Genomic DNA, 26480 nt, shown 5'->3' with positions numbered 1-26480 from the left:
AAAATCAAATGAAAAAATCAGAACGATTAAACCAAGAACTTATTTTTTTAAGCGATAAACACTCTTTTCAGTTAAAGGATTTACAATCCGAATTTGGCATTTCTAAAAGGACGGCTTTAAGGGATATAGAAGAGCTAGAGTCAATGGGCTTAGCTTTTTACGTTGAAAATGGCAGACACGGAGGATATCGACTGGTGAATCAATCTCCATTGGTTCCTATTTATTTCAATATAGAAGAAGTCCAAGCTATTTTTTTCGCTCTTAAAGCGCTAGACCTGGTGTCAGCAACACCATTTAAAAAATCCTACTCACAAATTCGGCAAAAGCTGTTTGCCACAATGTCTGATGAGAGAAAGCAAATGATTACGGAGACTTTGGATGTGATTCATTACTATAATGTCGCACCAGTTAGTGAACAAAATCATTTGGAATTGATTTTACAGGCGATAATGGAAGATCAAATAGTGAAGATGACTTACACTCAATATGAAAATAAATGGATGAGGCTGCAATTTCTTGAGTTGTTTTATCGAAATGGCATTTGGTTTTCTCAAGCATATGATGTTCAAAATAAAAAGTGGGGCATCTATAGATGTGACTTTATGAAGGACATGATGATTGAAGAAGAAATCAGAGATACATTTACGAAGGAAGAATTAAAAGAACTGCAACTCGCGTACGAAAAAACTTATCATGATATCTCATTTAAATGTCGATTAACGGAACAAGGAAAAGAAAAGTTTTTGAAGAATCATTACCCAAATATGAGATTGGAGATCATTGATCATATTCCTTATATTGTGGGTGGGTACAATCAAGAAGAATTATCGTATATGACACACTATTTGATGTCATTCGGGAAACATGTCAAAATTGAATACCCAGATGAATTGAAAGAAAGTTATTTGAATCAATTGCGAGAAGTGATTGACCAGTATTGAATCACAAAAAACTAATATACTACAGCAAAGGCGAACCACTAAAGTTCGCCTTTTAACTACTATTATGTCAGTTACTTCGCCACATGCATTGTGCTTGTTTTCGATTTATCATCAACCTTCCCATACGTCAGCTGACGCCAGATAAACTCCATAGGGCCATATTTAAACCGCTTTAACCATAGCGTACTGAAGAGCACTAGGAAGACATAAATCCCCAGTCCAATCATAAACGTGCCAGCTGGCTGAAGATGATTGGCAAGTCCGGCTCCGTATTTCAGAAATAGCATTGTGCCAATGATGGAGTGAAGCAAATAACAGGTCAACGACATCCGTCCGACTTTGGTAAAGACCATCAAAGCATCTCGCAGCTGAGGAACATGCAGAAACAGCATCGCAAGTGTACTCATGTAGAACATACTGCCAGTTAACCCCCCATTTTGTTCAAGGACAGGGGCGATGTTCAACCACAGTGTATTTTCAAAAGGATTGACCACTGCTAGGATCGTGCTGCACTGTGTAATCAGAAACGCGATTGCGAAAATGATCCAAATGCGATTCCAAATCGCTTTTTTCGCCTCCATGTTTTTGAAAAACTCCATTTTCACAAAATAAACACCAAGTAAAAACATGAAGAACATAGAATAGACGGTGGAAAAAGAACTGGAAGCCATCGTGACCATATCTGTCCACCGGTCACCAATCGATGCTAAATAAGTCAGACTGTTGTGGCTGGTCAAATCAAAAACGGCAAAATCCGGCTTTCCTGATGATCTTGTACTAATATTACTTAGCAGCATCGTAAAAATAGGTGTGAGCAATTGAATCACAAAGAGTGTGATCAGCCAGTAAAGGATGGTTTTGGCTGTTCGTTTGTAAAAGAAAAGCAATAAAAAGCCAGCGACTGCATAATAGGCCAAAATGTCACCAATCCAAACAAAGGTCAAATGCAGAAGGCCAAATCCTAAGAGAATGGTTAATCTGCGGGCAAACAGCTTGGTTGGGCTGTCCACCTTCTGAGCAGCTCGGTCCATAAAAATCATAAAACCAACCCCGAATAGAAAGGAAAACAGTGTAATGAATTTCCCCGAGGCAAACCAATTCACCACATTGTGAAAGACATCATTTGACTCCATGTCCAATCCCTTGGCCGAATCCACAATCAAAAAGTAATTGACTAGAATAATCCCCATTAAGGCGAACCCTCGTACGATATCCAAGAAATGAACCCTTTCCCGCACACTCGTCGGTTGTCCGTGTGCTACTTTGTTTGCATTCATACCCATGCCCCTTTTCCTGTTATGATAAATGTGATTTGGATCGAACCATTGATCCTTACAATGAATCAATATATAGATCAATTCTTAACAAATTATGAAGAAGTGAATTTTTGGAAATAAATGTGTCTATTTGATGGCGGATTCTTAAATTCATAAACTGTTAAGGTTTATGCTGTATCTTTTCACATAGCTAGATGATATATAGTAAAGACATAAAAGAAAGAGCATCACATTTCATGAGGTGAGAGGCATGACCCATCGAATATTAGTCGTAGAAGATGATCAGGATATTGGTGACCTTCTGCTGGAATCCCTTATACGTGCAGGATATGAGGTGCTAAGAGCGATGAATGGCGAGCAAGCATTGAAGCTTGTGGATGATTCGCTCGATTTGGTGATTTTAGATGTGATGATGCCGGGGCTCTCAGGCATCGAAACATGCCAGCACATAAGAGCCTCATCTAACGTTCCCATTCTATTTTTGACAGCCAAGTCGAGCACATTCGATAAAACGGAAGGATTACTTGCCGGTGGGGATGATTATATGACCAAGCCCTTCTCAGAAGAGGAGCTTCATGCTAGAGTCATTGCACAATTACGCAGGTACACCGTCTATCAGGAAAAGAAGGAGCAGGAAGAGACCTTTCTTGTTGGTGGTAAGCTGAGGGTAAGTGAAGAATTTAATGAAGTATGGAAAGAAAGCCAGCAAATTAAGCTGTCTGATCTAGAATATCGGATGTTAAAGCTGCTTATGAGCAGGCGAAACAAAATATTTTCTGCTCAAAATATTTATGAAAGCGTGTGGGGGCAGCCCTATTTCTATTGTTCCAACAATACGGTGATGGTGCATATTCGAAAGCTTCGTGCCAAAATTGAAGATGATCCTGCGCGTCCTGTATATATCAAAACTGAATGGGGAAGAGGATATCGATTTGGCACAACGTAAATATACACTGGCCAAAAAGCTGGCTCTGTTGATTTTGGCGGCTGCCATCGTAAGTGGTATTGTCTTTTTGACGCTGCAAAAGATCACCAATGATTTGATTGATGGATATTTGAGTTCGGACGAGTATTACGAGCAGGAGTCAGCCGAGTATATTCAAAAATTCAGCCGCTACGTGTCTGAGAATGAGCTGTCTTCAACGGATCGAAATGCGTTTGGCGAGTGGGTGAAAAAAGAGAATTACATTAATTTGACCATCTTCAAGGATCAAGTGCTGCAATATGACTCTATTTATTCCGCTGCCGATGAATCGGCGTACGGAAAAGAAAGGATGACCCAGTACGCTAGGCATCATTCGTATCCGATTCAGTTTAGCGACGGTAAAGGCCGCGTCATGGTGGATGGTTTCTATTCATCTCGTTACCACGATCTTGCCTTTACACTGGAGCTGCTCGGGGCAACGCTTATATTTCTCCTCATTGTTCTTCTTGGCATTCGCAGAAGTCTGCGCTACCTGCAAATGATTCATCAAGAGATTCATATTCTTGAAGGCGGAGAGCTGGACTATGAGATGACGGTAAAAGGGCATGATGAATTAGCGATGATTGCCAAAAGTATTGAGGATCTGCGAAAAGCCTTTTTGGACAAGCTTCAAGCCATTGATGAGCTGCAAGAAGAGAGCCGCAGCTTGGTCACCGAAATGTCCCATGATATGAGGACACCGCTGACATCGCTGATGATGAATCTGGAGTTTGCGAAAAAAGAGGAGACTGGAGCGGATACCCGTAAAGATCAATATATAGCGAGTGCCTACGGGAAAGCACTGCAATTAAAAAATCTGTCTGACAATCTGTTTGCCTATTTTCTGCTGGATAAAGAACATGAATCTGAGCTTGAGACCGTTGCAGTCAAAGAGGTGATTTACGATCTCCTGTCAGATCAGGTGGTTATTCTGCATCAAGAGAAGTTTAAGGTTCATCTTTTAGGAGAGCTGCCTGACAGTTCTATCAATGTGAATGTCGAGCTGCTTGGCCGAGTATTTGATAATGTGATGTCCAATTTACGGAAATACGCAGATCCCAAAAAGGATATTCATCTCACGTTTTTATCCGATCAAGAAATCTTTGAGATCCATATCTGCAATGCGATAAAAGAGACAAAGCTCACGCCGGAAAGCAATGGACTTGGTGAACGAAGCATCAAACGAATGATGACCCGCATGCATGGGCAGTTTGAAAGTATAGAAAGGAACGATACTTACTACATCGTGCTCCGATTTTGGAACATCAAAATGTAAACAACAAATGAATATACTGGAATGGAGAGACGACCCAATGAAACGATTCAAAAATTTCCAAAAAATACCTGATCTCTTGCAAGGCCTTCTCAATATCTGTCTGTTCTTTTTGGCCATCGCTTTAAGCGTTCTCTTAATCAGTGAAACATGGTACATTGTCCAATTTGTTTATAAGACACTGTTCAACAAAGGAGAAAGCTATTACGGAATGCTTGGAGAACTGCTGATCTTCTTTATGTACTTTGAGTTTATTGCCTTAATTATTAAATACTTTAAATCCAACTTTCATTTTCCGCTTCGATACTTTATATATATTGGGATCACAGCTGTCATTCGTTTGATTATCATTGATCATGAAGAGGCAGTATCGACGTTCTGGTGGGCGCTGGCCATTCTTGCCATGACCTGTGCACTCTTTATCGCGAGCAAAAGAGATGCTGCTCAAGAGCATGAGGAAGTGAAGTAAGGAAAGAAGACGAACGGTGGACGTTCGTCTTTTGTTCATTCATAAAGAGATGTACAGTAGGATGAAAGGTGTTTTACAAAGCACCGACTTGATTGACATGTACTTATGGTATGCTTTAGAAAACGTAAGACCTTCCCTCAGAAGGATATGAATGAATAGGATGCAGGAAAGAGGATGACTAATTCGGCTTAGTCATTCTCATTTCTGGCTGAAGGAGCGAAATCAATTGAGACACACCAAGACAGAACCATTCTCGTTTACAAGTATGCAGCAGGCAGCCCCTGTACATATTCCAGAAAGACAATACATTTCATCACATGATGGTACAAGCCTTGCGTATTATCCATTTTTATCAGAAAAGAAGTCGCAGGCCAATGTGATTTTGATTCATGGCGGAGGCGCTCACAGTTTGGCTGGGTATGAGCATATCGCCTATACGCTGCAACATGATTTTCATGTGAATACGTTTTTACTCGACCTAAGAGGCCATGGCCATTCACAAGGAAAAAAAGGGGATACACCTAGTGTTACGGATGTATGGCAAGATATTTCGCAAGTTGTAGATGCCATCAAACAGGAGAATAAAGGAGCCATGTATCTTTGCGGTCATTCATCTGGAGCGGGCCTGCTGCTGAACTACATATCTTGGCCCGAAAAAAGAGAAGTGGACGGTTACTTTTTTATCGCACCTGAATTTGGCTATAAGTCAGGCACTGCAAGGGCTGATCAAATTCCTTTTGCCACCGTTCAAGTATGGAAATTTATTCTGTCTGCGATGACCAAAGGGAGTCTGATGAGTCATTCTGAAGCCGTACGTTTTCATTATCCTGCATGGGTGGTTGAGCAGGATCCGCTTCTATTGACAGCCATCACTGTCAATCTATCTATTGCCTTAACCTCATCTGCGCCTAAAAAACAATTTACGAAGATGGATCGGCCGTATGGCATGTTTGTAGGCAGCGAAGATGAGTTGTATGACATCGAGACATTTCTCTCCTATCATGAGTTGCCGAAGGAACCAATTATCAAAAAACAATCAGTCTATCAAGTGCTGGAAGGGCACACCCATTTGTCGGTTTTACTAGAAGCAGGAAAACAGATTGGCAGCACCATCCAAATGTGGAATCATCCTATTTCATAAGAACAACTAGTCAATACTCTCCCATTTTCTTAAAAATTTACATTGACACCATCCTTTTCTATGATAAAATCATAATGTGATAATGAGAATCGTTATCAAACGAAATGACTACATATAGAATGGATAGGTGAGGTACATGTTCAAAAAATCTTTCTGGTCATTGCTAGTTGTGCTCTCCATCGTTTTACTAGCGGCTTGCGGCAGCAATAGCAGTGAAGGCAAGTCAGATAGTAAAGAGAAAACAAGAACCGTTGAAAGCGCTATCGGTTCAACTGAAATTAAAGGATCGCCTAAACGTGTGGTGACGCTGTACCAAGGAGCAACGGATGCAGCCGTCGCTATGGGCATTAAACCAGTGGGTGTTGTAGAATCTTGGCTTGAAGCACCTACGTATAAATATTTAAGAGATGATTTAAAGGGTGTCAAAATTGTTGGGCAGGAAACACAGCCAAACTTAGAAGAAATTGAAAAGCTAAAGCCGGATTTGATCATTGCATCAAAAATCCGCCACGAGCAAATTTTTGATCAGCTAAAAGAAATCGCTCCAACTGTTGCAACAGAAACAGTGTTCACTTTCAAAGACACAGTGAATCTAATGGGTGAAGCGTTAAACAAGCAAGATAAATCAAAAGAATTGCTAACGAAGTGGGATGACCGCGTCGCTGACTTCAAAGAAAAAGCGAAGAAAGACATTAAAAACTGGCCAATGAGTGTGTCTGTGGTGAACTTCCGTGCAGATCATGCAAGAATCTATCAAACTGGTTTTGCGGGGTCAATTTTAACAGAGCTAGGCTTTGAAGGTCCTAAAAATGTCAAAGATAAAAAGCAAGATATCATTACACTTACAGACAAAGAGAGCATTCCACAAATGGATGCAGATGTGATCTATTACTTTATGGATGATCAGGATAAAGCAGTTGAAAAAGCATATAAAGAGTGGACAAGTCATCCTTTATGGAAGCAGCTTGACGCAGTAAAAGCGAAACAAGTGCATAAAGTCGATGAAATCACTTGGAACATGGCAGGCGGTATCATCGCTGCAAACATGATGCTTGATGATATTTATGATCGTCTAGGACTTGATAAATAAGTATAGCAGAGGAGAAAATGTGAAAAACCATTTTCTCCTTTTTCCATAAAAGATTGAAAGCGGGAATCAGATGAGAAGTTTATTAAAAAAGGATTCGAGCAAGGCACTGCTATTTGCTGGATTCATCGTATTGATGTTGGTCTTTTTTATGCTCAGTATTTCCCTTGGGCAAACCTCGATTTCCCTCAAAGCCACCATCCATGCGTTTCTTCAATTTGATGAATCGGATCCAAACAGTGTGATTGTCATGACATCCAGATTATCAAGAGCTTTAATCGCAACAGTCGTTGGATCAAGTCTAGCCATTTCTGGTGCACTGATGCAGGCATTGACGAGAAATCCGCTAGCGGCGCCAGATTTATTAGGTATTAATGCAGGTGGACTCTTTTTTATCGTGATTTCAATTGTATTCTTTTCAACAGAGTCGTTAACAGGCTATATGTGGACAGCCTTTCTAGGCGCGGCCATTGCGGGGATGCTTGTTTTTCTATTGGGTTCCATTGGTAGAGATGGATTGACGCCAGTCAAAATTGTCCTTGCAGGTGCAGCGATATCTGCCCTGTTTGCATCCTTTACACAAGGTCTTTTAATCGTGAATGAACAGTCCATTCAAAGTATCCTGTTTTGGATGGCGGGTTCAGTGTCTGGAAGAAGTATTGATATGTTAATCCCTGTTTTGCCTTATATTCTAGGGGCGACTATTGTGGCGCTGCTTCTTGGACGCTCCATCAATGTCCTATTATCAGGGGATGATATTGCCAAAGGACTTGGCCAGCGTACACTGCTGCTGAAAATCACGATGGGTGTACTCGTCGTCTTTTTAGCTGGGGGTTCCGTTGCTGTCGCAGGTTCAATTGGCTTTGTTGGTTTTCTTGTACCGCATATTGTGAAAAAGCTTGTCGGGCCTGACCATCGCTGGGTACTGCCGTATTGTGCCGTTGTGGGGGCGTCGCTTTTGCTTGCCGCGGATCTTGCGGCTCGTTTTCTGATCATGCCGCAGGAAGTGCCGATTGGCGTCATGACGGCGGTAGCAGGAGCGCCTCTATTTGTTTATCTCGTGCGCAAGGGGTTGAAGACAGGTGGCTAAAACATATACAGTGCGTTCTAAGGGCGGGCGCATTTCATTTCAATTTTCAAAGCGGACGTTTTTGATTTTATCTTTATTGACGGCCATTGCCTTTGTTTTATTCATTCTCAGTCTCAGTATGGGAAGCCGGTTCATTTCGCCGATGGATGTGCTGCTTCATTTAATCGGTCAGGGTGAGGGGAATTCCTTCGTGTTAAATACGCTGAGAATTCCACGAACGCTGCTGGCTGTTTTAGTTGGGGCAGCGCTTGCGGTATCAGGGCTTATTTTACAAGGATTGATCCGTAACCCGCTTGCCTCACCTGATATCATTGGGATTACGAGTGGTGCTTCGTTTGGTGCTATTATGTTCATTGTCTTCTGGATGGGGACTGTGCCTATTGCTTATCAATCGTTATGGGCGATTGCAGGTGCTTTTGCGGTATCGTGCCTCATCTATTTGCTTTCATGGAAAAAAGGAGTGAAACCAATCACCCTTGTCCTGATGGGAATTGGGATTTCCGCCATTATGAAGGCATGTGTGACGTTTACTCTTGTTCTTAGTGATACGATGACAACGACAAAATCATATATCTGGCTGACAGGCAGTTTATATGGTTCCACGATGAAAGACGTCATGGCGATGCTTCCTTGGGTGATGATCATTTTACCGATTGTCATGGTATTAGCAAGAACGATGAATGTGAAAGAACTTGGAGATGATCTTGCAACAGGTCTCGGAGTCAAAGTGCAGGCTAAACGATTATTCTTTCTGCTGATGAGTGTGACATTAGCTGGTATTGCAGTTGCATTTGCAGGCGGTATTGAATTCGTTGGACTTATGGCGCCGCATGTCGCAAGGATGATCATCGGACGTTCTTTCATAGCGCTTGTCCCAGCATCTGCGCTAGTTGGGAGTATTCTCGTGATGCTAGCAGATCTTGTTGCTAGAACCGCTTTTCTACCGTTAGATGTCCCAGCAGGTGTATTTACGGCGGCAATTGGTGCACCATTCTTTATTTATTTGTTATATCAACAGCGAAATCGATAAACGAAGGATAGGGGTTTTGATATGAGGCCAGAGTGGGTTGAGAAAGAATTACTTGATTTTGGGGTACACATCAAAAGTGGACCAATGACATCTGATCGCACACTTGCTGCGCTTTTTTCAGAAGCATCTGTCATGCGTTTATTAGAGGCTGAAAAGAAAGCCATGCATGCACCGACTTTGGCGGTGGCAGCCTCTATGTTTTCAAAGCGGTATGCCTACTTAGCCGTCAGTTCCTCTTTATACTTGATGACGCTGTATGACGGTGTCTATCAGTTTTCACCAGCAGCATGTGCATTTAGAGAGGATCGGAAAATTGAATTGGATCAGGCGGTGTGTTCGTTTGTTCCACTAGAAGGAGATCGACAACAGTGGAGAGAGAGGGTCGTGCACACGCTGTTTACGGAGTGTGTCACACCTCTTTTTGACGTGCTGAACCGGACATCAAAACTCTCTTCTCGTATTTTATGGGAAAATGTAGCGGTTCGGATCAATTCTCTTTATCGAAGCATGATGCGGGAAGCCGAAGAGTCTTCGGTGAAGCAGCGTATACGGGAGGATTACCTGTATCTGAAGCAGGCGGCTGGTGAAGTATTTGGAGCACAGCAAAATCCATTTCAGCACAGCTTAAACTTAGACGACAGTTTACTTGAAACATCTAATCGGAAGACCTGCTGTATGTATTATCAGCTTGAGAAAAAATCGGAGAGTCTTGATTATTGTCTCGTCTGTCCGCTTGATAAAAAGAAAGGCACTGCTTGCTCGTAGCAGTGCCTCAGCGCGCGGACAAACCCTCGCATTCGGTGTCAGGTCTGCGCTCCGGTGCTCACGAATGTCAAATTCGCTCCGCTCCGGTACTCGTCCTTCCTAGACTGCAAAGGTTTTCAGGTCACGCTGAAAAGAAGACAAAAGTCTAAAATAAAGATCATTTTAGACTTTTGTCAACAATCTGAAGCACTGCTTGCTCATAGCAGTGCTTTTTTTATTCCCAAATTGCGCTTGCCCATTCAGGGTGATCGATAAAAGGATTGCGGTTGTGCTGATACGTTTGATATATGATCTCGTTGCGATTCCGTTCGATTTGATCGACTGGGTCTTGCTTGTGCCATTTGAGAAGCACAGACATTTTACCGTGAAGAGGGGAGCTTCCATTATTCACTTTGTCGTTCAATTCTAGATCTGGAAAGCGGTCATCACCCTCGTAGCGAACCGCCATATAAAAGAGCATTCTCGCAACATCTCCTTTGACCCGGCTGTGAGGTTCGAATGAGTCGCTGTCGTAGAAATTGCCCGGCGCCCCTTTGTATTCATTACCGCCCGTGTCAAAATCTAAATTTCCACGTGTGCTATTCGTTTGCACATCTGTCGCACGAAGGTGGTGGAGATCTGTCCCAGGCCCTTGGCTTGTCCCAAAATTGCCATGAGACTTGGCCCATACATGCTCCCGGTTCCACTGACCGACATTTCCACCATTCGCTTGTTTTGAGCGGGAGACACCACTATAAAGCAGCAGCACATTGTTTGGGTTATTGGGGTCTTCATCTGTTTTCTTTAATGCATCCCAAACCTGGCTGTAGGATAGCTGTGTATGATCATCAATGATATCGTGTAAAGCCTTTTTAAGAGTGGGTCCTGATTTGCCAGCAGCAGATTGGTAATAGGAATCGGTTTGACTTGTGGCAGCTGTTTGTGTTTGCTGTGCAGATGTTTCGTTTTGAAGTTGTAACGGGGAAAAGGTGATCGTTTGACTTGGTTCATTCAGCGTGAAACCTTGAGCATTTGCAGCTGGGGGCAGCGGGGCGGCGAATGTACCGAATATCATGATTCCGGCGGCGACAGTTCCAAATAATGTTCTCTTCATTCGATTTCCTCCTTGATAGGGAATGTATTCTCTTTATTTCTATCACATTACCATGAAGAAATAAATGGATTTATCGTAAATTTTATGTAATCAATTCGTGAGAAAAGAGATTGCTATTTTAGAAGCATTCCTGTATAAGTGGGCATATAAGGATGGACAGCAAGGGAGAGGATGGATAACGTGAAAGAACTGCACACACCTTCAAGAACCATTATGACACCGGGGCCAGTAGAAGTAGATCCGCGAGTGCTCCGTGTGATGAGCACCCCAATTCTCGGTCAATTTGATCCAGCATTTACACACTTGATGAATGAAACGATGATTTTATTAAGGTCACTTTTTCAAACGGAAAACAAATGGGCTTATCCTATTGATGGTACGTCCCGTTCAGGGCTTGAAGCTGTGCTTGCCAGCGTGATTGAGCCGGGTGATTCGATGCTTGTGCCTGTCTTTGGACGCTTCGGTCACCTGCTCATTGAAATAGGGCAGCGCTATGGTGCTGAGGTACATACTATGGAATGTGAATGGGGGACGGTTTTTGATCCTAACGATATCATCCAAGAAATAAAGCAGGTCAAGCCTAAAATCGTTGCAATGGTTCATGGTGAAACATCCACCGGGCGATTGCAGCCGCTCAAGCAAATCGGTGAAGCGTGCCGGGCATTTGATGCGCTGTTTATTGTAGACGCTGTGGCAACCATTGGCGGTGTCGAAGTAAAAGTGGATGAATGGAACATTGATGCGGCGATTGGCGGCACACAGAAATGCTTATCTGTTCCATCAGGCATGTCACCTATTACGTATAATGACCGGGTGGCAGCTGTCATTGAAGCGAGAAAGAAAGTAGAAAAAGGAATTGCGACAGAGGAAGAATTACAAAAACAGATCGATATTTCTCCAATCAAAAGCAATTACTTTGATTTAAGCCAGCTTCAGGATTACTGGAGCCCAAGACGATTAAATCATCACACAGAAGCGACAACGATGCTCTATGCACTGCGAGAAGGGGTTCGTCTAGTGTTGGAAGAAGGGCTGTCTGAGCGTTTTCAAAGGCACACGTATCATGAGAAAGCCTTGATGAAAGGTCTTGAAGCGATGGGGCTTGAATTGTTTGGTGATCCAGATTGTAAAATGCCGGTTGTGACATGCATTGTCATTCCAAATGGTATTGATGGAGAAGCAGTACGGGCCGACCTGCTCCATCATTTTGGGATTGAAATTGCAAGCTCCTTTGGACCGCTCGCTGGGCGTATATGGAGAATTGGCACCATGGGCTACAGCTGCCGAAAGGAAAATGTGCTGTTTGTTTTAGCAGGTCTTGAAGCGATCCTCATCAAACACGGTGCGTCTATCAATTGCGGGGCTGGGCTTCAGGCAGCTCTTTCTATCTATGAATAAGCTGAATAAAGAGATCCTTCATACTCGCCATTGGCGGGTATTTTTCATTTGGAAAAGAACGCTATTTTTTGAAAAACTAGACTTATAGACGAGGATATCGCTATACTGGAGAAGTTCTCATTATTTTTGTCATCATTTTCATTTATTTTGTAGAAAGAGGTTTTTTGTATGAAGAAGATGGGCAGATTATACATTTTGATGCTCAATATTTTTATTGCCATGCTTGGCTTTGGCCTCATTGTACCTGTCATGCCGAGTTACATTGAAGCCTTTGGTGCAACAGGAAAAACGCTCGGTTTCCTCGTCGCTGCAACAGGTCTTACACAATTTGCGTTATCACCGATTGCCGGTGCACTGACCGATCGATTTGGACGAAGAAAATTGATCATTGCCGGGATCGCGGGTTTTACCATTGCCCAATTTATTTTTGCCTTTGCCGATCAGCTTTGGATGCTGTTTGTGTCACGGTTTTTAGCCGGTGCAGCCGGGGCCTTGCTCATGCCAGCCATGTTTGCATACATCGCAGATATCACAAGTGAAAAGGACCGAGGGAAAGGAATGGGGCTATTTAGTGCAGCAATGACACTAGGTTTTGTCATTGGGCCGGGCGTTGGCGGTTATTTGGTTGAGTTTGGGATCGCTTTTCCTTTTCTCATTGCCGGCTCCTTTGCCGCTCTTTCCACCTTGTTATCCATCCTATTCTTACCTGAAACATTAACAAAGGAAAAGCAGGAAGAGGCGCGGCTCAACAAGGATATTCATTTCAATCCTTTTGTGCAAATGATCCAAGCCCTAAAGACATCATACGGCTTTTTGTTTATATTGGCCTTTGTCCTTAATTTTGGGATCATCCATTTTGAATCGATTTTTGGCTTATATGTAGACCAAAAACACGAATTTTCACCAAAGGATATTGCGTTTGTGATTACGATTGCGGGTCTTGCTGGAGTGCTTGTCCAAGGTGCGTTAGTGAATGCCTGTGTGAAACGACTTGGGGAGATGAGAGTCGTACGTTATGCGCTGTTAGGTGCGGCTTTTATGTTGATCGCCTGCCGTTTTGCGCCGTCCTTTTGGTGGATCTTTACAGGTTCGATTTTATTTTTGTCGGCGACTTCATTTGTCCGTCCAGCCCTCAATACATTGCTGTCCAAAATGGCAGGCAATCAGCAAGGGGTAGCCGGTGGTCTCAATACTTCCTTTATGAGCCTTGCCAATATCGTCGGACCGAGTTTAGCGGGTATATTATTTGATGTGAATATTGAGTTTCCGTTTATGTTTGGAACATTGGTGCTTTGCGTCAGTTTCGCTGCATCCATCATGTGGGGGAAAAAAGTGCAGCATGCATCAGCAGCGGGAGGGAGATTGTAGTTGATCTACAATCTTTTTTTTATGGAATGAAAAGTATTTAGAAAAATTCCAATTAGAAATAGTATGTATTTCATATTTTATCTAAATGAATATTGAGTTTTATCAATATTTATACCTTTTTCTCAGAGATAAACAATATATTTAGGTCTATTGAATCAACAAAAACTTGTTAATAAAATACTGAATTATACATTTTGTGTAAAAAATGATTGATTGGTTTTTTTCGCAATGGTAACATCAAACTCGACAGCATGAGGTAACTGAGAAAATTAAGAGAAAAGGGGATAGAAAATGAAGAAGTTTCTGTTTGCTATTATATTTTTAATCGTCACCATGTTTAGTACCGCAGTGCCATCAGCAGTTCATGCGGCAGAAATTGATCATGACAAGGTAGTTGGTTTTAGAGAGGTCAACCCAACAACTGTTACACAAAAAGCTGCGAAAAAATTTCAGCCTTATTTGAAAGTATGGCATGGATGTGTACCATTCCCAGCTGTAGATGCTGCTGGAAACACTAGCAGAGGGTTAAAAACGAGCGGTTCACATAATGGTGGATGCAGCAGTAATATCGGTCAAGTATATTCACGTTCAGATTGGTACAATGGCAGCTGGGCGATTATGTATGCTTGGTATTTCCCAAAAGATAATCCTTCACCAGGCTTTGGCCATCGTCATGATTGGGAATCCATTGTCGTTTGGATTGACAACCCAGCTGTAGCCAACCCGCGTGTTCAATCGATTGCTTACTCAGGACATGGGCAATATAAGAAAGCAGCACCGAGTGCAGCAAGTATTTTAGGGACAAATCCTTTGGTTGGTTATGATAGCAACTGGCCATTGAATCACGAGTTAGATGTAAGCGGCAATGTGAGCGGAAAAGGGATGCAGCCTTTAATTGGCTGGGATGATCTAACGCCGGCTGCAAGACATGCATTGAATACGACAGACTTTGGTAGTGCCAACGTACCATTCAAAGACAGTAATTTTAAAAACAATTTAGCAAAAGCTTGGTATCGATAAGATAAGGTGAACCATGAAAGAAAACCGATCATTTTTAGATGATCGGTTCAGCGTGTAGACAAACCCTCGCATTCGTTGTCAGGTCTGCGCGCTGGTGCTCACGAATGTCAAATTCGCTCCGCGCCAGTGCTCGTCCTTCCTAGACTGCAAAGGTTTTCTATCACGCTGAAAAGAAGACAAAGTGCTAAAATAAACATCATTTTAGCACTTTGTCAACAATTTGAACCGATCATTTTTAGATGATCGGTTTTTTATCATGATATAGCATTACCTCTCATATTTAACGACAGGTGATTTTTCTTTATGAAGCGCACGAATCATCGCATCATCTACGTGTAAATGCTCTTTTACTAATTGAGGAGGGGTTAAGGCCATCCACTGATTCAACGAAATATCTTCAAACCGATCACTTTTAAAAATCTCTAAAAACCAAAGGCTCGTTTGGCCAATATTTTGGATGTAATGCCCCATACCAAATGGAACATATCCCACATCACCTGCTCTGTAATTAAAGGTTCGGGCAGTACCTCCTGCTCCAAAAACCGTCATTTTGGCCGTACCGGTTAAATAATATTGCCACTCATCATTATTAGGGTGCCAGTGCATTTCTCTCATGCCGCCAGGTTTTACTTCAACTAGTGCAGCTGCAATGGTTATTGAAATCGGAAAATTCCGCGAATCGACAATTCGGACTGTCCCGCCAGAGGTCGTCAGCGGTTCTTGGTGAAGAAGCTTATGCGTAAATGGTGGCTGGATGCTGCCGTATGGATCAGATACGAATTGGCTTTCTAATGATGCCGGCGGCGATCCTTGAAACATATAGCGCTGCTTATTCGGAATATGCTCGAACATTTTCTGAGGGACACCAAAATTGGCGGAGAGAATATCTTTTGGTGTATGGGCAAACCAGTCTGTAATCGTGAATGTATCAAATTCAGAAAAAGCGCCATCGTCAAACACTAAAAGAAATTCACACCCATCCTCAAGTCCTTGTATGGAGTGCGGGATACCAGGTGGAAAATACCACAGATCACCCTCTTCAACATCAGCGATCATATTTCGCCCTTGTGCATCTACAGATGTGATGCGAGCTTTGCCTAAAATCATATACGCCCATTCCGCCTGCTTATGCCAATGAAGCTCACGAACGCCTCCGCGTGTGAGCCGCATGTTGACACCCGCAATCGTTGTTGAAACAGGCAGCTCTCGCTTCGTAATTTCCCTCGACCAGCCGCCATGATTCAATTGCATGTGTGTATCAGAATATGAAAATTTTAAATTAGGGATTGTTCCGGCATCGGTTTTAGGAGGTACGAGCATATCTGGGTTCTCTATATCTCGAAGGACATCGCGCGGGCCTAAATCGGTGGCACCAGCACCATCCTTTCGAATGGGCTGCGGGATGTGACGCAGCTCTTCATCCATTTGTCATCCCTCCCTTTCGTCTCACTTTTCTCCTACAAACTATATGAAGAGTCGGAAGAAAAAATTCAATCAGGATGTTATGAGAGAAATCTTTGAATACGGAAGGCTAAGCGCAGCCGCAATGTTGCGTCAGGATCTTTTAAGCTGATCCGAAGCAATTCCTCGCATTTCTCCAGTCGATAAATGACTGTGTTGCGATGAATTGACAATCGTTTGGCTGTTTCTGAAATGTGGCAATGGGTTTCTAAATAGACAGATAAGGTGTGAAGAAGGCTTTGGTCTGCTTGTGATGGTTCAGATAACGGGTGAAGGTGTAGCTGGTGAAACGTGATGACATCTTTTTTTGGAATGAGCTTTAGTAAATCTGATACATCCTTTGCTTGGTAGAACTGAATATATTCAGTTCGTGATGAGAGATGTCCCGCTTGAAGAGCCTCTAATGCTTCACTGTAGCCCTCGGATAGATGGGGGATGGGATAGCCGGTCAAGCTTACCCCGAAGGAAATCGTGTGATTTACATGTATTTTCACGAGGATCTGCAGCTGTTTTAAAAAAGAGATGAGCCTGTCACTCATCTCAGACCAACTGCCTGTCTCCTCCATCAATACAACACCCGTATCACCTTTGACAAACAGAAAGGCAGGAAATGGACTGCTTGCAATGGCGCTGTCGAGCAAGTCAATCACTTGATCTAAAACCATTTGCTGCTTCTTAAAAAATGCGGCATCAATAAGCTGATCAAGCTGACAGATTATACATAAATAGCTGCTTTCTACATTTAATCCAAACGCCTGTGCGAGACGTGGGGCGTCTTGCTGGGAAGACGATGACCTCTCTATCCATCTGCGAAAGCCTTCATTTCTAGCACGCTTGGTCGTTTGCAGGGCGGCATATTGTCTCATTCGTGCAATCGATATTTCGTTTACCGCTTTTGCAATCGTCGCATGCAATGCTTTATTTTGCGGGGGGATGAAGGAAGGGATGACAAGGTAATCACATGTTTGTTCGTTTAGATCAATTGGAAAGACGGAAAAGGTTTGTTTCACTTGGATCATCGAAAACGAGTGGTTTGTCCTGCTTCGGAAAAAGGGGAGAAGGTGAATCCATTCTGGGCTCGTGATCATGGTATGTGAGGTGTAGAGAATACGTCCGTGCTGGTTATATAAATAGACAGGCTTGTGAATTGTTTTGGCCATTTTTTGTAAAATTTCAAATTGGTTATTGTCTATGTTCATATCCACTCGGTCTCCTTTGTAAAGAGCTATAGCTCTTGGTGAAGATGAATAAAAAAATGGACAATCACTGTCAACATCTCTGATATGCATTTTATGTTATCAGCTAAAATCATTTTAGATAGAAAGTTGTTAATTAATATGACAAACAAACAGAGTGACAGGACAAAATCACGTGCCACCAGTCATCTTCATTCAGAATTACGAGCAAATATGATATGTTGTAAACAGAAGAATTTCTTTCAGAAATATGGGGATCACAAAAGACAAAGGCTTTGCTGTGAGGAAGCCGTCTATATATGAAAGTGGCAAGAGGTGAGAAACATGATTTATATCGGATTAACTGGCTGGGGGGATCATGACAGTCTTTATCCGCCGAAAATTGGCAGCGCGCAAAAGCTGTTTCACTACGCGTCAACGTTTCCTATTGTGGAACTCGATGCCAGCTTTTACGCGGTTCAGCCTGAACGCAATCATGAAAAGTGGATAAAGGATACTCCGGATGCCTTTCAATTTGTCGTGAAAGCATACCAAGGCATGACTGGACATCAAAGGGGCGAGATTCCTTTTGCTTCGAAGGAGGACATGTTTGATGCATTTATTCTTTCATTGACTCCGCTCATTCGTGAAAAGAAACTCGCCATGGTGCTATTTCAATTTCCACCATGGTTTGATTGCAAAAAAGAACACGTCCTTTATTTAAGATGGTGTAAGGAGAAGATGGGTGACATTCCATGTGCCCTTGAATTCCGAAACCGTACATGGTTCTCAGACGAATTCTATGAGCAGACCTTGTCCTTTATGGAAAAAGAAGGGTGGATTCATTCTGTCTGTGATGAACCGCAAGTGGGGGAAGGCTCCATTCCGCCAGTGATACAAGCTACACATCGTGATAAAACATTGGTCCGTTTTCATGGAAGGAATAAACAGGGCTGGCTTCACCCGGCAGACCATGAGAATTGGCGTGAAGTGAGGTACTTATATTTATATAATGAAGCTGAATTAAAAGAGTGGAAAAAGAATCTCGACATCTTGCATCAGCAATCGAAAGATGTTTATGTCGTGTTTAATAATAACTCCGGCGGAGATGCAGCGGCGAATGGCCAGCAGATGATTGATTTGCTGGATATTACGTATTCAAGCTTGTCTCCGAAGCAGTTAGATTTATTTAGTTAAACGAAAGCTGCGGCTTTCAACCTGAATGAGACGGTTCAGTGACAACTTGAGGGAGAGATCAACATGCTGCAGAAGCTATGGTTATATCATACAAACGATTTGCACAGCCACTTTGAGAACTGGCCAAAAATTGCAGCTTATATTGAAGAAAAGCGTCAAGTTCACGATCAGATGCTCTTGTTTGATATTGGCGACCATATGGACCGAGTGAACCTCGTGTCAGAAGCCGATTATGGAAAGGTAAATGTTAAGCTACTCAATCAGCTTGGCTATGATGGGGTTACGATTGGGAATAATGAAGGCATTACGCTGCCACATGATCAGCTGGATCAATTGTATGAGCATGCGCATTTTCCAGTAATCCTGTCTAATTTATTTGAGAAAGGCAAAAGGCCATCGTGGGCAAAGCCTTATCATATGATCACAATGGAAAACGGGTTGAAGCTCTGTCTCTTAGGCGTGACCATTGCGTATACACCCGTATATGAAAAGCTGGGCTGGAACATTACAGACCCGTTTGACAGCATACGGGACATGCTGCAGGAAGTGAAAGGACAGGCGGATGTCATTGTGCTCTTATCCCATCTTGGTATCACTCATGATCGGGAGGTCGCTCGTGATTTCCCTGAAATCGAAGTCATCCTAGGGTCACACACGCATCATCTGTTAGAACAGGGCGAAATGGACAATGGTGTGCTGCTTGCATGTGCCGAAAAGTATGGGCATTATATTGGCTGTGTCGAGCTGACGATTGACACAGCACGCAAAGAGCTCATAGAGAAAAAAGCGACAGTGCAGTCAGTGGATCAGCTCATCAGCGAATCAGATGAAGCCATCACCACCTTACAGCAGGCAGAAAGAAGAGCGAAAGCCCTCATGCAGGAAAAAGTGACAACGATCGAGTCGAGGCTGGAAACGAAGTGGTTCGATGAATCTCCGCTTCCACAGCTTTTAACAGATGCCATTAAAGATTGGTGCGGGGCAGATATTGGCATGATGAATGCAGGTATGGTGCTCGATTCATTAGAGGCAGGGATCGTCACAAGAGAGGAAATCCACCGGATATGTCCGCATCCCATTAATCCAATTCGGGTGACGCTGACAGGTCAACAGCTTATCGAAACGGTTCGGCGGGGCTGTGAAGAAAAAATGGAACAGCTGCGCATCAAAGGCTTCGGCTTTAGAGGTGAGCTGATGGGGAAAATGCTATACAGCGGTCTCACCTATTCATTAGAAGAAGGTGAAGCCAAACGGGTGAAGGATGTCTTTGTAAACGGGCAATTGATTAAAAAGGACGCCTTATACACAGTTGGCACAGTGGATATGTATACATTAGGCTCACTTTTTCCTCATATCCGTGATCACGAACACATTGAATATTTCATGCCTGAATTTTTACGTGATGTTCTGACATGGCGCTTAAAGGAAGCAACATGAAATCCGCTTCAGCCTAACAACACCCGCCCTCTTTTCACATAGATTGTGATGAGAGGAGTGAAGGGATTTGGTGAATTTAACACCTATTACAATTGATGGCCATTCCTTTACAGCTGTCACCGTCAAGCTGCCGAAGACGAATTTCATGGCAGTGACAAATGAACATGGTTATATCATGTGCGGTGCACTGGATGTCGGGCTCTTGAATGAAAAGCTTGCAGATAGAGGAATTATTGCAGGAAGAGCGGTTGGTGTAAGAACCATTGAGCAATTGCTCGATGCTCCTTTAGAATCTGTGACATACGCGGCAGAAGCGCTGGGCATTTCAGCTGGAACAATTGGAAGAGACGCATTATTAAAAATGGTGAAATAAAATAGAGAGATGATTCCTATCCCCCCGCCTGTCTGCATACACTTGTAATGGAGAAGGGGGGATTTTTTATTGAGAATGAACCGCCGTTATCGCCCCTACAAAAAGGGCCCTTTGCCATTTCGTTACGTCATGCTGCTTGCCATCTTATTCTTTGTGCTCTCAACTGTGATCAGTTTATTCTTTATCAACCGATCAATTAAACCTACCCTTATTCACATTGCTGAACTAGAAACAGAGCGCATCGCCAATCACCTCATACAATATTCCGTCCAAGACTTTGCAGACGATCAGGAAAATATGAAGGACATGGTGGTCATGAATACAAGTGAGAACGGAAAAGTGACGACGATCGATTTTAATGCGCAGGCAACATCGAAAGCAATGGCTGATCTGTCACGTCATCTTCAAAAAAATTTAGAGGACATTGAGAAGGGGAACTTTCAAAAAGAGGCCAAAGAAGCATTAAAGGATCAAACAGATGGACATGACGGCATTATATATAACATTCCGCTCGGGCAAGCATCCGGAAATGCACTCATTGCCAATCTAGGGCCAAAAGTGCCTGTGCGCTTTAGTGTCATTGGTGATCCGCATACGGACGTTGAAAAAAACATTAAGCCTTATGGCATCAACAATGCCTTGATTGATATTAGTGTTCTAATTGAGGTCAAGGTAAGAGTCATCATCCCGTTCGCATCTGAAACAATCGTGGTCAAAAACTCTGTTCCTGTCTCCATACAAGCCGTTCAAGGAGACGTACCAGATTATTATAACGGCAGCGGAACAAACTCAGGTGCTCCATCGATTGTTCTCCCAGAGAAAAAGGGGAAAGAGGAATAACAGCCCAAGATTGGATTGGGCTGTTTTTTACGATTTTCGTTTCCGCTCAGCTCTTTCCCACGCCCTTAAATGAGGGTATGGGTCAAATGACCATTCGGTTCTGCCGTTGTCTTTATACATGCCGTAGTGAAGGTGCGGTGGAAATTTCCCTGCTGTGCCTGGCGGGCCATAACCGGAGCTTCCGACAGAACCAATCACCTGTCCAGGTTCAACAATTTGACCTGTTTTGAGCCCTTTCGCAAAGCCATTTAAGTGAGCGAAGTAATGATAATGATTATGAATATCTCGAATGCCTATCCGCCAGCCGCCAAAGCGGTTCCAGCCCTTCATCTCAATCACGCCATACGATGTCGCACGAACAGGAAGTCCATAATGGGCAAATAAATCGGTACCTTCGTGAATTCTTCTTCCACCAAACCCTCTCGCATCTCCCCATGTACTCCGGTAGCTGTAGTCAGCTCCGACTGGAAGAGGGAAAGCGTGCTTGCCGAGGTCAAGATGGCCGTAGTGCTTAAACAGCTTCATAAAAGACGAAATGATTCCAACGGTTTGATCACGTCCATAATAATCCCATAAAGCAATTTTTAATTGATCAATGCTGCTGCCATAGTGAAGCAAGTATTGAGCAAATGTGAACAATACATCTTCATCGTGATCGCTTTCAGCTTTTCCATCCCCATTCCCATCAAGCCCAATTCCATCAAACACTTTAATGCTTAAAGGAGAGGTATCCTGCTTATTTGGGTTTTCTGGTCCAATCCACATTTCCCGGGGAATGTAGATGCCAATGATGCCTTTTTGTTTCGGTAAATCTCTTCTACTTTTTCGAATATTGTGTTCATACTGATCGACCGCAGCAAGTACATACCATGGAACCTGTGTCGTGACGGCAACTTTTTCGTATAGTGCCATTCTCTCTTTTAATTCGTCTGGCTGCTTGTCCGTCCCTTTTGCATGAACAGGTAAAGGGAGCATTGAAAGAGCGATAATGATGGCTAAAACCACTTTCACAAATGTCCATCTCCTTTCATCGAGCATCGTCTTCTACCGTTTAGTGTGGATAGTTCACACTATTTCATAAGAAGAAAATGTTAGTAATTTTCTTCTGTTTTTTTAGGAGGCTTTTGGGTATTTTTGCAGCTCATTCCCTTGTTGTTCAATCTGTACTATGTTAAAGTGTCTAAAGAAAAGGCTTTAGGCCGAAGATTCAATTTTTTGCAGCTTCTTAGCTGCATCCATCGTATATAGCAGGAAGATTTTTGTAGATGCACCTTTAACGAATTCATATGGAGATGATGGAATTGGCAAAGAAGGAAGAGCACGTAAGAAAACCGGACTGGCTTAAAATTAAGCTGAATACGAATGAAAACTATACCGGCTTGAAAAAAATGATGCGGGAAAACAACCTGCATACCGTTTGTGAAGAAGCAAAATGTCCGAATATTCATGAATGCTGGGCAGTTAGAAGAACGGCTACATTTATGATTCTTGGATCTGTTTGTACGCGCGCATGCCGTTTCTGTGCGGTGAAAACTGGACTTCCAACTGAGCTTGATCTGCAAGAGCCAGAACGCGTTGCAGATTCAGTAGCCTTAATGAACTTAAAACACGCTGTTATCACAGCGGTTGCAAGGGATGACCAAAAAGATGGCGGAGCAGGTGTATTTGCTGAAACCGTTCGTGCCATTAGAAGAAAAAGCCCATTCACTACAATTGAAGTTCTCCCTTCAGACATGGGCGGCAATTATGATAACTTGAAGACGTTAATGGATACACGCCCTGACATTTTAAATCACAACATTGAAACCGTTCGCAGGTTAACGCCAAGGGTTCGTGCACGTGCTACATATGATCGTTCATTAGAATTCTTGCGTCGTGCCAAAGAAATGCAGCCTGACATTCCAACGAAATCAAGCATTATGATTGGACTCGGTGAAACGAAGGAAGAAATCATTGAAGTCATGGATGATCTTCTTGCGAACAACGTGGATATCATGGCGATTGGACAGTATTTACAGCCTTCGAAAAAGCATTTGAAAGTTCAAAAATACTACCATCCGGATGAGTTTGCAGAGCTGAAGGAAATTGCGATGTCAAAAGGCTTCAGCCACTGTGAAGCTGGGCCGCTTGTGCGCTCTTCCTACCATGCAGATGAACAAGTAAACGAAGCGTCTAAAAAGCGTCAGGCGCAAGCATAACAAAGAAAACGCCAGAGCTCTCTGGCGTTTTTTCTCGTATTAATTTTGGCCGTAAGGGGCATTTCTTCTCATCGTACGGTCGGAATTCGTCATCCCATTGGCATCTTCTTGATTTGATATCTCTCCGCCTTGAGGGGAATATTTCATTTGTTGAATCGTTTTGTTTAAAATTTGATCAAAATCACGTGAATTGGTTTGAAGACGTGAAAAATTGGCAATGGATTGAAAGTGCTCTGGATTATCAGAGACGTATACATGATAATAACGAGGAAGAACTGAAACCGCCGTTTTCTTTACTTGATCGGCAGATTCATCACGGTTTTTGTTTCCTGTTCGATACACGATCAGTGCATCCTCATCTGTCACAAGTGTGGATGCATCTTTGATGTTTGGCAGCTGGACAGTTAAACTTGTAATGACGTGGGCGAGATGCTCACGGTTTAAAGCAGGTGTTCTTTCTTTCTGATCCGTTACTTGCTGCCGCTGATAACGAACATATCCTGCTCTGTTTGTGTCTGCTTCTGGCATGTTGGAATTATTTCCTTCATGACGATTCGACAGACGGATGGTTTTACTTGAAGAATCTTCATCCACTTGCCGGTTCATACCTGATTGAAAGCCGCACCCGCCTAAAAGCATGCTGAGGAGAATCGCGGCTGTTAATTGTTTCTTCATAAATGTGACCTCCTTTTTTCTTTAGCTTCGGCTAAAACAGAAAAAACATGCTTTAGCAATTGATGGAGTTCTTCCAATGAATTATCATTAAAGATGGATCGTTTAAAAAGAGGTGAGAAGATGATCGTCATTCAGAATGCTACCTTTGATCTTGTAAGAGATATTAAGGACGGCTTTAATGAAGAAGCGTTTAAAGCAAGATACTCAGATATTTTAAATAAGTATGATTATATTGTAGGGGACTGGGGCTACAATCAGCTGAGGCTGAAGGGGTTTTTTGATGACCAAAACCAAAAAGCCACATTTGATACAAAAATCAGCACACTCGATGAATATATTTATGAATACTGTAACTTTGGCTGTGCCTATTTTGTCTTAAAACGAATTAGAAAATAACGCAAAGGGGAGCGTCATGATGTATTTCGTAGACAGAAAAAAGATTGAAGAGACGTTACGTTTTTTCGAGGAGCAATATGAGTTGATGCGGAGTCATCAAACATGGACAAGTCCTTTAGAGAAAAAAGCGCTGGAACGAATTGTTCATTTGCTCGTCGAATGTATTCTTGATACAGGAAATGACATGATTGATGGCTTTATTATGCGTGATCCAGGAAGCTATGATGACATCATGGATATTCTTGTTGATGAAAAAGTTGTTCCAGAAGAGGAAGGCAGTCAGCTGAAAAAGCTTGTCTCATCCCGCAAAACACTTGTGCAGCAATATCAGGAAGTGGTTCATCATGACCTCTTACAGGTGATCAGTGAGGTAGAGCAGGCGCTTGAAGTCTTTCCAAGCCGCATCCGTACCTACTTGGAGCAGGAGCTTGGCCCAGTATCAGCGTTTAAATAAACCAATGGAGTTGTGAACATCATGAAATACAAAGGCTATTTAATTGATCTAGACGGGACAATGTATAAAGGAACAGAAAAGATCGAAGAAGCAGGTCAATTTGTTCAAAAGTTAAATGAGTTGAACATACCTTACTTGTTTGTCACGAATAACTCGTCACGTACGCCGAAGCAGGTAGCAGACAAGCTTGTTTCCTTCGATATTCCAGCAACTGAAGAACAAGTTTTTACAACAAGTATGGCGACAGCAAATTATATTGCTGAACAAAAGAAAGATGCGTCTGTTTATGTCATCGGTGAAGAGGGAATCAAGCAGGCCATTGAAGAAAAAGGGCTGACGTTTGGTCAGGAAGATGCTGATTTCGTTGTTGTTGGAATTGACCGCGGCATTACATATGAAAAATTCGCAGTAGGTGCGATTGCCATTCGTCAAGGTGCACAGTTTGTCTCCACAAATGGAGATATTGCCATTCCAACCGAAAGAGGGCTTTTGCCAGGGAACGGTTCATTAACATCTGTACTTGCTGTCACCACAACAGTTCAGCCAACATTTATCGGAAAGCCAGAATCCATTATTATGGAACAAGCGATGAGTGTGCTTGGGACAGATATCTCTGAAACGCTCATGGTCGGTGATAACTATGATACAGATATTATGGCAGGAATGAATGCAGGAATGGACACATTACTCGTCCATACAGGTGTGACAACAAAAGAGCTGCTTCAGCAGTATGAAAAGCAGCCAACCTATGTCATTGACTCGTTATCTGATTGGATCGAGCGACTATCATAAAAAAGAGGACAAGCGTTTTGCGCGCGTCCTCTTTTTTGCTTTATTCTGCATTTCTCGCACTATGTGCCAGCCTGCTTGATGCTGCAGCAGCAATCGCTCCGACAATATCATCTAAAAAGGTGTGGCATTCGCCTGTGGATTTATCGTTGAGTTTTCCGAGAATTCCTGGTTTTTCTTTATCGATATATCCGTAATTCGTAAAGCCGATCGAACCATAAATATTAACGATCGCAAAGGACAAAATTTCATCAACGCCATACAGGCTTTCGTCTGTTTCAAGAATGGATTGCAGCGGCTCGGTCAGCTTTTTTTGCTCGGCCAGTACGTCTAGCTCGACGCCCGTTAATATCGCATTTTGGACTTCACGTTTTGCGATGACACGCTCCACATTGTGGATGCACTCTGTCATGTCTAAGCCAGGATGATATTTTTCCTGTAAAAAGTAGACAAGGTCTGCTATATCTTGAATGGTTACGCCTCGTTCTTGTAAACGGCGTCTTGCTGTTTTTTCTACTTCGTTCATCTCATGATGATGCGGCATGTATTCCTCACCCAATCCTCGTAAT

At 42.8% G+C, this 26480-nt stretch carries 27 protein-coding genes; 20 read left to right on the top strand and 7 right to left on the bottom strand.

Annotated elements, in window-relative coordinates; all coding sequences use genetic code 11:
* Positions 1-8 precede the first annotated feature (8 nt).
* Positions 9-941, top strand: a complete 933-nt coding sequence (locus tag AKG37_RS07510; protein ID WP_060698237.1) for a helix-turn-helix transcriptional regulator — start codon at positions 9-11, stop codon at positions 939-941.
* Between the two features lie 71 nt (positions 942-1012).
* Here AKG37_RS07510 and AKG37_RS07505 read toward each other — a convergent pair whose 3' ends face one another.
* The gene (locus AKG37_RS07505) at positions 1013-2218 is read right to left on the bottom strand and encodes a DUF418 domain-containing protein (RefSeq protein ID WP_060698236.1); all 1206 of its coding nucleotides are present in this window, start codon (positions 2216-2218) and stop codon (positions 1013-1015) included.
* A gap of 250 nt (positions 2219-2468) precedes the next feature.
* On the opposite strand from AKG37_RS07505, the gene AKG37_RS07500 reads away from it, so the two are divergent.
* From AKG37_RS07500 to AKG37_RS07465, 8 genes are all read left to right on the top strand, one after another.
* Positions 2469-3164, top strand: coding sequence for a response regulator transcription factor (locus tag AKG37_RS07500; RefSeq protein ID WP_060698235.1), 696 nt, complete (start codon positions 2469-2471; stop codon positions 3162-3164).
* The gene (locus AKG37_RS07495; protein ID WP_060698234.1) at positions 3151-4458 is read left to right on the top strand and encodes a HAMP domain-containing sensor histidine kinase; all 1308 of its coding nucleotides are present in this window, start codon (positions 3151-3153) and stop codon (positions 4456-4458) included. Before AKG37_RS07500 ends, AKG37_RS07495 begins: the two co-directional genes overlap by 14 nt.
* A 37-nt stretch (positions 4459-4495) precedes the next feature.
* Entirely contained in the window at positions 4496-4924 is a 429-nt protein-coding gene (psiE, locus tag AKG37_RS07490; protein ID WP_060698233.1) for a phosphate-starvation-inducible protein PsiE, read from the top strand.
* 226 nt (positions 4925-5150) lie between these two features.
* Entirely contained in the window at positions 5151-6065 is a 915-nt protein-coding gene (locus AKG37_RS07485) for an alpha/beta hydrolase (protein WP_237697660.1), read from the top strand.
* Between the two features lie 136 nt (positions 6066-6201).
* Entirely contained in the window at positions 6202-7155 is a 954-nt protein-coding gene (locus AKG37_RS07480; RefSeq protein WP_060698232.1) for an ABC transporter substrate-binding protein, read from the top strand.
* A gap of 70 nt (positions 7156-7225) precedes the next feature.
* A complete protein-coding gene (locus AKG37_RS07475) occupies positions 7226-8242 on the top strand; it encodes a FecCD family ABC transporter permease (RefSeq protein WP_034282660.1) in 1017 nt (338 codons plus the stop codon).
* Positions 8235-9272, top strand: coding sequence for a FecCD family ABC transporter permease (locus AKG37_RS07470; protein ID WP_060698231.1), 1038 nt, complete (start codon positions 8235-8237; stop codon positions 9270-9272). Before AKG37_RS07475 ends, AKG37_RS07470 begins: the two co-directional genes overlap by 8 nt.
* A gap of 21 nt (positions 9273-9293) precedes the next feature.
* Positions 9294-10037 (top strand): IucA/IucC family C-terminal-domain containing protein, encoded by a 744-nt coding sequence (locus AKG37_RS07465; RefSeq protein ID WP_060698230.1) that lies wholly within the window; start codon positions 9294-9296, stop codon positions 10035-10037.
* Positions 10038-10251: 214 nt separating this feature from the next.
* Here AKG37_RS07465 and AKG37_RS07460 read toward each other — a convergent pair whose 3' ends face one another.
* On the bottom strand, positions 10252-11130 hold the full coding sequence (locus AKG37_RS07460; protein ID WP_060698229.1) for an endonuclease I family protein: 879 nt from the start codon (positions 11128-11130) through the stop codon (positions 10252-10254).
* 171 nt (positions 11131-11301) lie between these two features.
* Here AKG37_RS07460 and AKG37_RS07455 point away from each other — a divergent pair, with 171 nt between their 5' ends.
* The 3 genes from AKG37_RS07455 to AKG37_RS07445 all read left to right on the top strand — a co-directional run bounded on the left by AKG37_RS07455 (position 11302) and on the right by AKG37_RS07445 (position 14916).
* A complete protein-coding gene (locus tag AKG37_RS07455) occupies positions 11302-12528 on the top strand; it encodes a pyridoxal-phosphate-dependent aminotransferase family protein (protein ID WP_060698228.1) in 1227 nt (408 codons plus the stop codon).
* Between the two features lie 168 nt (positions 12529-12696).
* The gene (locus AKG37_RS07450) at positions 12697-13896 is read left to right on the top strand and encodes an MFS transporter (RefSeq protein WP_060698227.1); all 1200 of its coding nucleotides are present in this window, start codon (positions 12697-12699) and stop codon (positions 13894-13896) included.
* 291 nt (positions 13897-14187) lie between these two features.
* Complete coding sequence (locus AKG37_RS07445) at positions 14188-14916, top strand: NPP1 family protein (protein WP_060698226.1); 729 nt, start codon at positions 14188-14190, stop codon at positions 14914-14916.
* A gap of 267 nt (positions 14917-15183) precedes the next feature.
* Here the strand turns inward: AKG37_RS07445 and AKG37_RS07440 are convergent, their stop codons facing one another.
* Together AKG37_RS07440 and AKG37_RS07435 are read right to left on the bottom strand one after the other, a co-directional pair.
* A complete protein-coding gene (locus tag AKG37_RS07440; RefSeq protein WP_060698225.1) occupies positions 15184-16341 on the bottom strand; it encodes an oxalate decarboxylase family bicupin in 1158 nt (385 codons plus the stop codon).
* Between the two features lie 77 nt (positions 16342-16418).
* On the bottom strand, positions 16419-17576 hold the full coding sequence (locus AKG37_RS07435) for a PucR family transcriptional regulator (RefSeq protein WP_060698224.1): 1158 nt from the start codon (positions 17574-17576) through the stop codon (positions 16419-16421).
* A 321-nt stretch (positions 17577-17897) separates the two neighbouring features.
* On the opposite strand from AKG37_RS07435, the gene AKG37_RS07430 reads away from it, so the two are divergent.
* From AKG37_RS07430 to yunB, 4 genes are all read left to right on the top strand, one after another.
* Entirely contained in the window at positions 17898-18749 is an 852-nt protein-coding gene (locus tag AKG37_RS07430) for a DUF72 domain-containing protein (protein ID WP_060698223.1), read from the top strand.
* A 63-nt stretch (positions 18750-18812) separates the two neighbouring features.
* Positions 18813-20186, top strand: a complete 1374-nt coding sequence (locus AKG37_RS07425; protein WP_060698222.1) for a bifunctional metallophosphatase/5'-nucleotidase — start codon at positions 18813-18815, stop codon at positions 20184-20186.
* Between the two features lie 67 nt (positions 20187-20253).
* On the top strand, positions 20254-20559 hold the full coding sequence (locus AKG37_RS07420) for a YunC family protein (RefSeq protein ID WP_024425980.1): 306 nt from the start codon (positions 20254-20256) through the stop codon (positions 20557-20559).
* Between the two features lie 75 nt (positions 20560-20634).
* Positions 20635-21399: a sporulation protein YunB gene (gene yunB / locus AKG37_RS07415; protein ID WP_077233705.1), complete on the top strand. Its 765-nt coding sequence runs from the start codon at positions 20635-20637 to the stop codon at positions 21397-21399.
* A gap of 27 nt (positions 21400-21426) precedes the next feature.
* Here the strand turns inward: yunB and AKG37_RS07410 are convergent, their stop codons facing one another.
* Entirely contained in the window at positions 21427-22374 is a 948-nt protein-coding gene (locus tag AKG37_RS07410) for a M23 family metallopeptidase (protein ID WP_237697681.1), read from the bottom strand.
* A 326-nt stretch (positions 22375-22700) separates the two neighbouring features.
* Between AKG37_RS07410 and lipA the strand changes: the two genes are divergently transcribed.
* Positions 22701-23597, top strand: coding sequence for a lipoyl synthase (lipA, locus tag AKG37_RS07405; protein ID WP_008360456.1), 897 nt, complete (start codon positions 22701-22703; stop codon positions 23595-23597).
* A 39-nt stretch (positions 23598-23636) separates the two neighbouring features.
* On the opposite strand, the gene AKG37_RS07400 is transcribed toward lipA, so the two are convergent.
* Positions 23637-24272, bottom strand: coding sequence for a YhcN/YlaJ family sporulation lipoprotein (locus AKG37_RS07400; protein ID WP_060698219.1), 636 nt, complete (start codon positions 24270-24272; stop codon positions 23637-23639).
* Positions 24273-24392: 120 nt separating this feature from the next.
* On the opposite strand from AKG37_RS07400, the gene AKG37_RS07395 reads away from it, so the two are divergent.
* Genes AKG37_RS07395 through AKG37_RS07385 form a run of 3 tightly spaced genes read left to right on the top strand, consistent with a single transcriptional unit; the run spans position 24393 to position 25914 of the window.
* Positions 24393-24668 (top strand): YutD family protein, encoded by a 276-nt coding sequence (locus AKG37_RS07395; RefSeq protein ID WP_039181199.1) that lies wholly within the window; start codon positions 24393-24395, stop codon positions 24666-24668.
* A gap of 19 nt (positions 24669-24687) precedes the next feature.
* On the top strand, positions 24688-25122 hold the full coding sequence (locus tag AKG37_RS07390; RefSeq protein ID WP_060698218.1) for a DUF86 domain-containing protein: 435 nt from the start codon (positions 24688-24690) through the stop codon (positions 25120-25122).
* An 18-nt stretch (positions 25123-25140) separates the two neighbouring features.
* A complete protein-coding gene (locus AKG37_RS07385; protein ID WP_149865077.1) occupies positions 25141-25914 on the top strand; it encodes a TIGR01457 family HAD-type hydrolase in 774 nt (257 codons plus the stop codon).
* Between the two features lie 40 nt (positions 25915-25954).
* Here AKG37_RS07385 and AKG37_RS07380 read toward each other — a convergent pair whose 3' ends face one another.
* Entirely contained in the window at positions 25955-26455 is a 501-nt protein-coding gene (locus AKG37_RS07380; protein ID WP_025094161.1) for a phosphatidylglycerophosphatase A family protein, read from the bottom strand.
* Between the last annotated feature and the right edge of the window lie 25 nt (positions 26456-26480).

This window comes from Bacillus australimaris, from assembly GCF_001307105.1.
Lineage (GTDB): Bacteria > Bacillota > Bacilli > Bacillales > Bacillaceae > Bacillus > Bacillus australimaris.
The sequence above is the reverse complement of the archived record's forward strand: the minus strand, read 5'-3'. Positions and strand labels throughout refer to the sequence as shown.

Bases quoted from the DNA above. Each gene is read 5' to 3' on its own strand.
- AKG37_RS07480 (WP_060698232.1), top strand. From the start codon at position 6,202: ATGTTCAAAAAATCTTTCTGGTCATTGCTAGTTGTGCTCTCCATCGTT.
- yunB (WP_077233705.1), top strand. From the start codon at position 20,635: ATGAACCGCCGTTATCGCCCCTACAAAAAGGGCCCTTTGCCATTTCGT.
- AKG37_RS07475 (WP_034282660.1), top strand. From the start codon at position 7,226: ATGAGAAGTTTATTAAAAAAGGATTCGAGCAAGGCACTGCTATTTGCT.
- AKG37_RS07440 (WP_060698225.1), bottom strand. From the start codon at position 16,341: ATGGATGAAGAGCTGCGTCACATCCCGCAGCCCATTCGAAAGGATGGT.
- AKG37_RS07505 (WP_060698236.1), bottom strand. From the start codon at position 2,218: ATGAATGCAAACAAAGTAGCACACGGACAACCGACGAGTGTGCGGGAA.
- AKG37_RS07435 (WP_060698224.1), bottom strand. From the start codon at position 17,576: ATGAACATAGACAATAACCAATTTGAAATTTTACAAAAAATGGCCAAA.
- AKG37_RS07455 (WP_060698228.1), top strand. From the start codon at position 11,302: ATGGATAACGTGAAAGAACTGCACACACCTTCAAGAACCATTATGACA.
- AKG37_RS07390 (WP_060698218.1), top strand. From the start codon at position 24,688: ATGTATTTCGTAGACAGAAAAAAGATTGAAGAGACGTTACGTTTTTTC.
- AKG37_RS07450 (WP_060698227.1), top strand. From the start codon at position 12,697: ATGAAGAAGATGGGCAGATTATACATTTTGATGCTCAATATTTTTATT.
- AKG37_RS07430 (WP_060698223.1), top strand. From the start codon at position 17,898: ATGATTTATATCGGATTAACTGGCTGGGGGGATCATGACAGTCTTTAT.
- AKG37_RS07460 (WP_060698229.1), bottom strand. From the start codon at position 11,130: ATGAAGAGAACATTATTTGGAACTGTCGCCGCCGGAATCATGATATTC.
- AKG37_RS07500 (WP_060698235.1), top strand. From the start codon at position 2,469: ATGACCCATCGAATATTAGTCGTAGAAGATGATCAGGATATTGGTGAC.
- AKG37_RS07380 (WP_025094161.1), bottom strand. From the start codon at position 26,455: ATGCCGCATCATCATGAGATGAACGAAGTAGAAAAAACAGCAAGACGC.
- AKG37_RS07410 (WP_237697681.1), bottom strand. From the start codon at position 22,374: ATGCTCCCTTTACCTGTTCATGCAAAAGGGACGGACAAGCAGCCAGAC.
- AKG37_RS07425 (WP_060698222.1), top strand. From the start codon at position 18,813: ATGCTGCAGAAGCTATGGTTATATCATACAAACGATTTGCACAGCCAC.
- AKG37_RS07395 (WP_039181199.1), top strand. From the start codon at position 24,393: ATGATCGTCATTCAGAATGCTACCTTTGATCTTGTAAGAGATATTAAG.
- psiE (WP_060698233.1), top strand. From the start codon at position 4,496: ATGAAACGATTCAAAAATTTCCAAAAAATACCTGATCTCTTGCAAGGC.
- AKG37_RS07400 (WP_060698219.1), bottom strand. From the start codon at position 24,272: ATGAAGAAACAATTAACAGCCGCGATTCTCCTCAGCATGCTTTTAGGC.
- AKG37_RS07445 (WP_060698226.1), top strand. From the start codon at position 14,188: ATGAAGAAGTTTCTGTTTGCTATTATATTTTTAATCGTCACCATGTTT.
- AKG37_RS07510 (WP_060698237.1), top strand. From the start codon at position 9: ATGAAAAAATCAGAACGATTAAACCAAGAACTTATTTTTTTAAGCGAT.
- AKG37_RS07465 (WP_060698230.1), top strand. From the start codon at position 9,294: ATGAGGCCAGAGTGGGTTGAGAAAGAATTACTTGATTTTGGGGTACAC.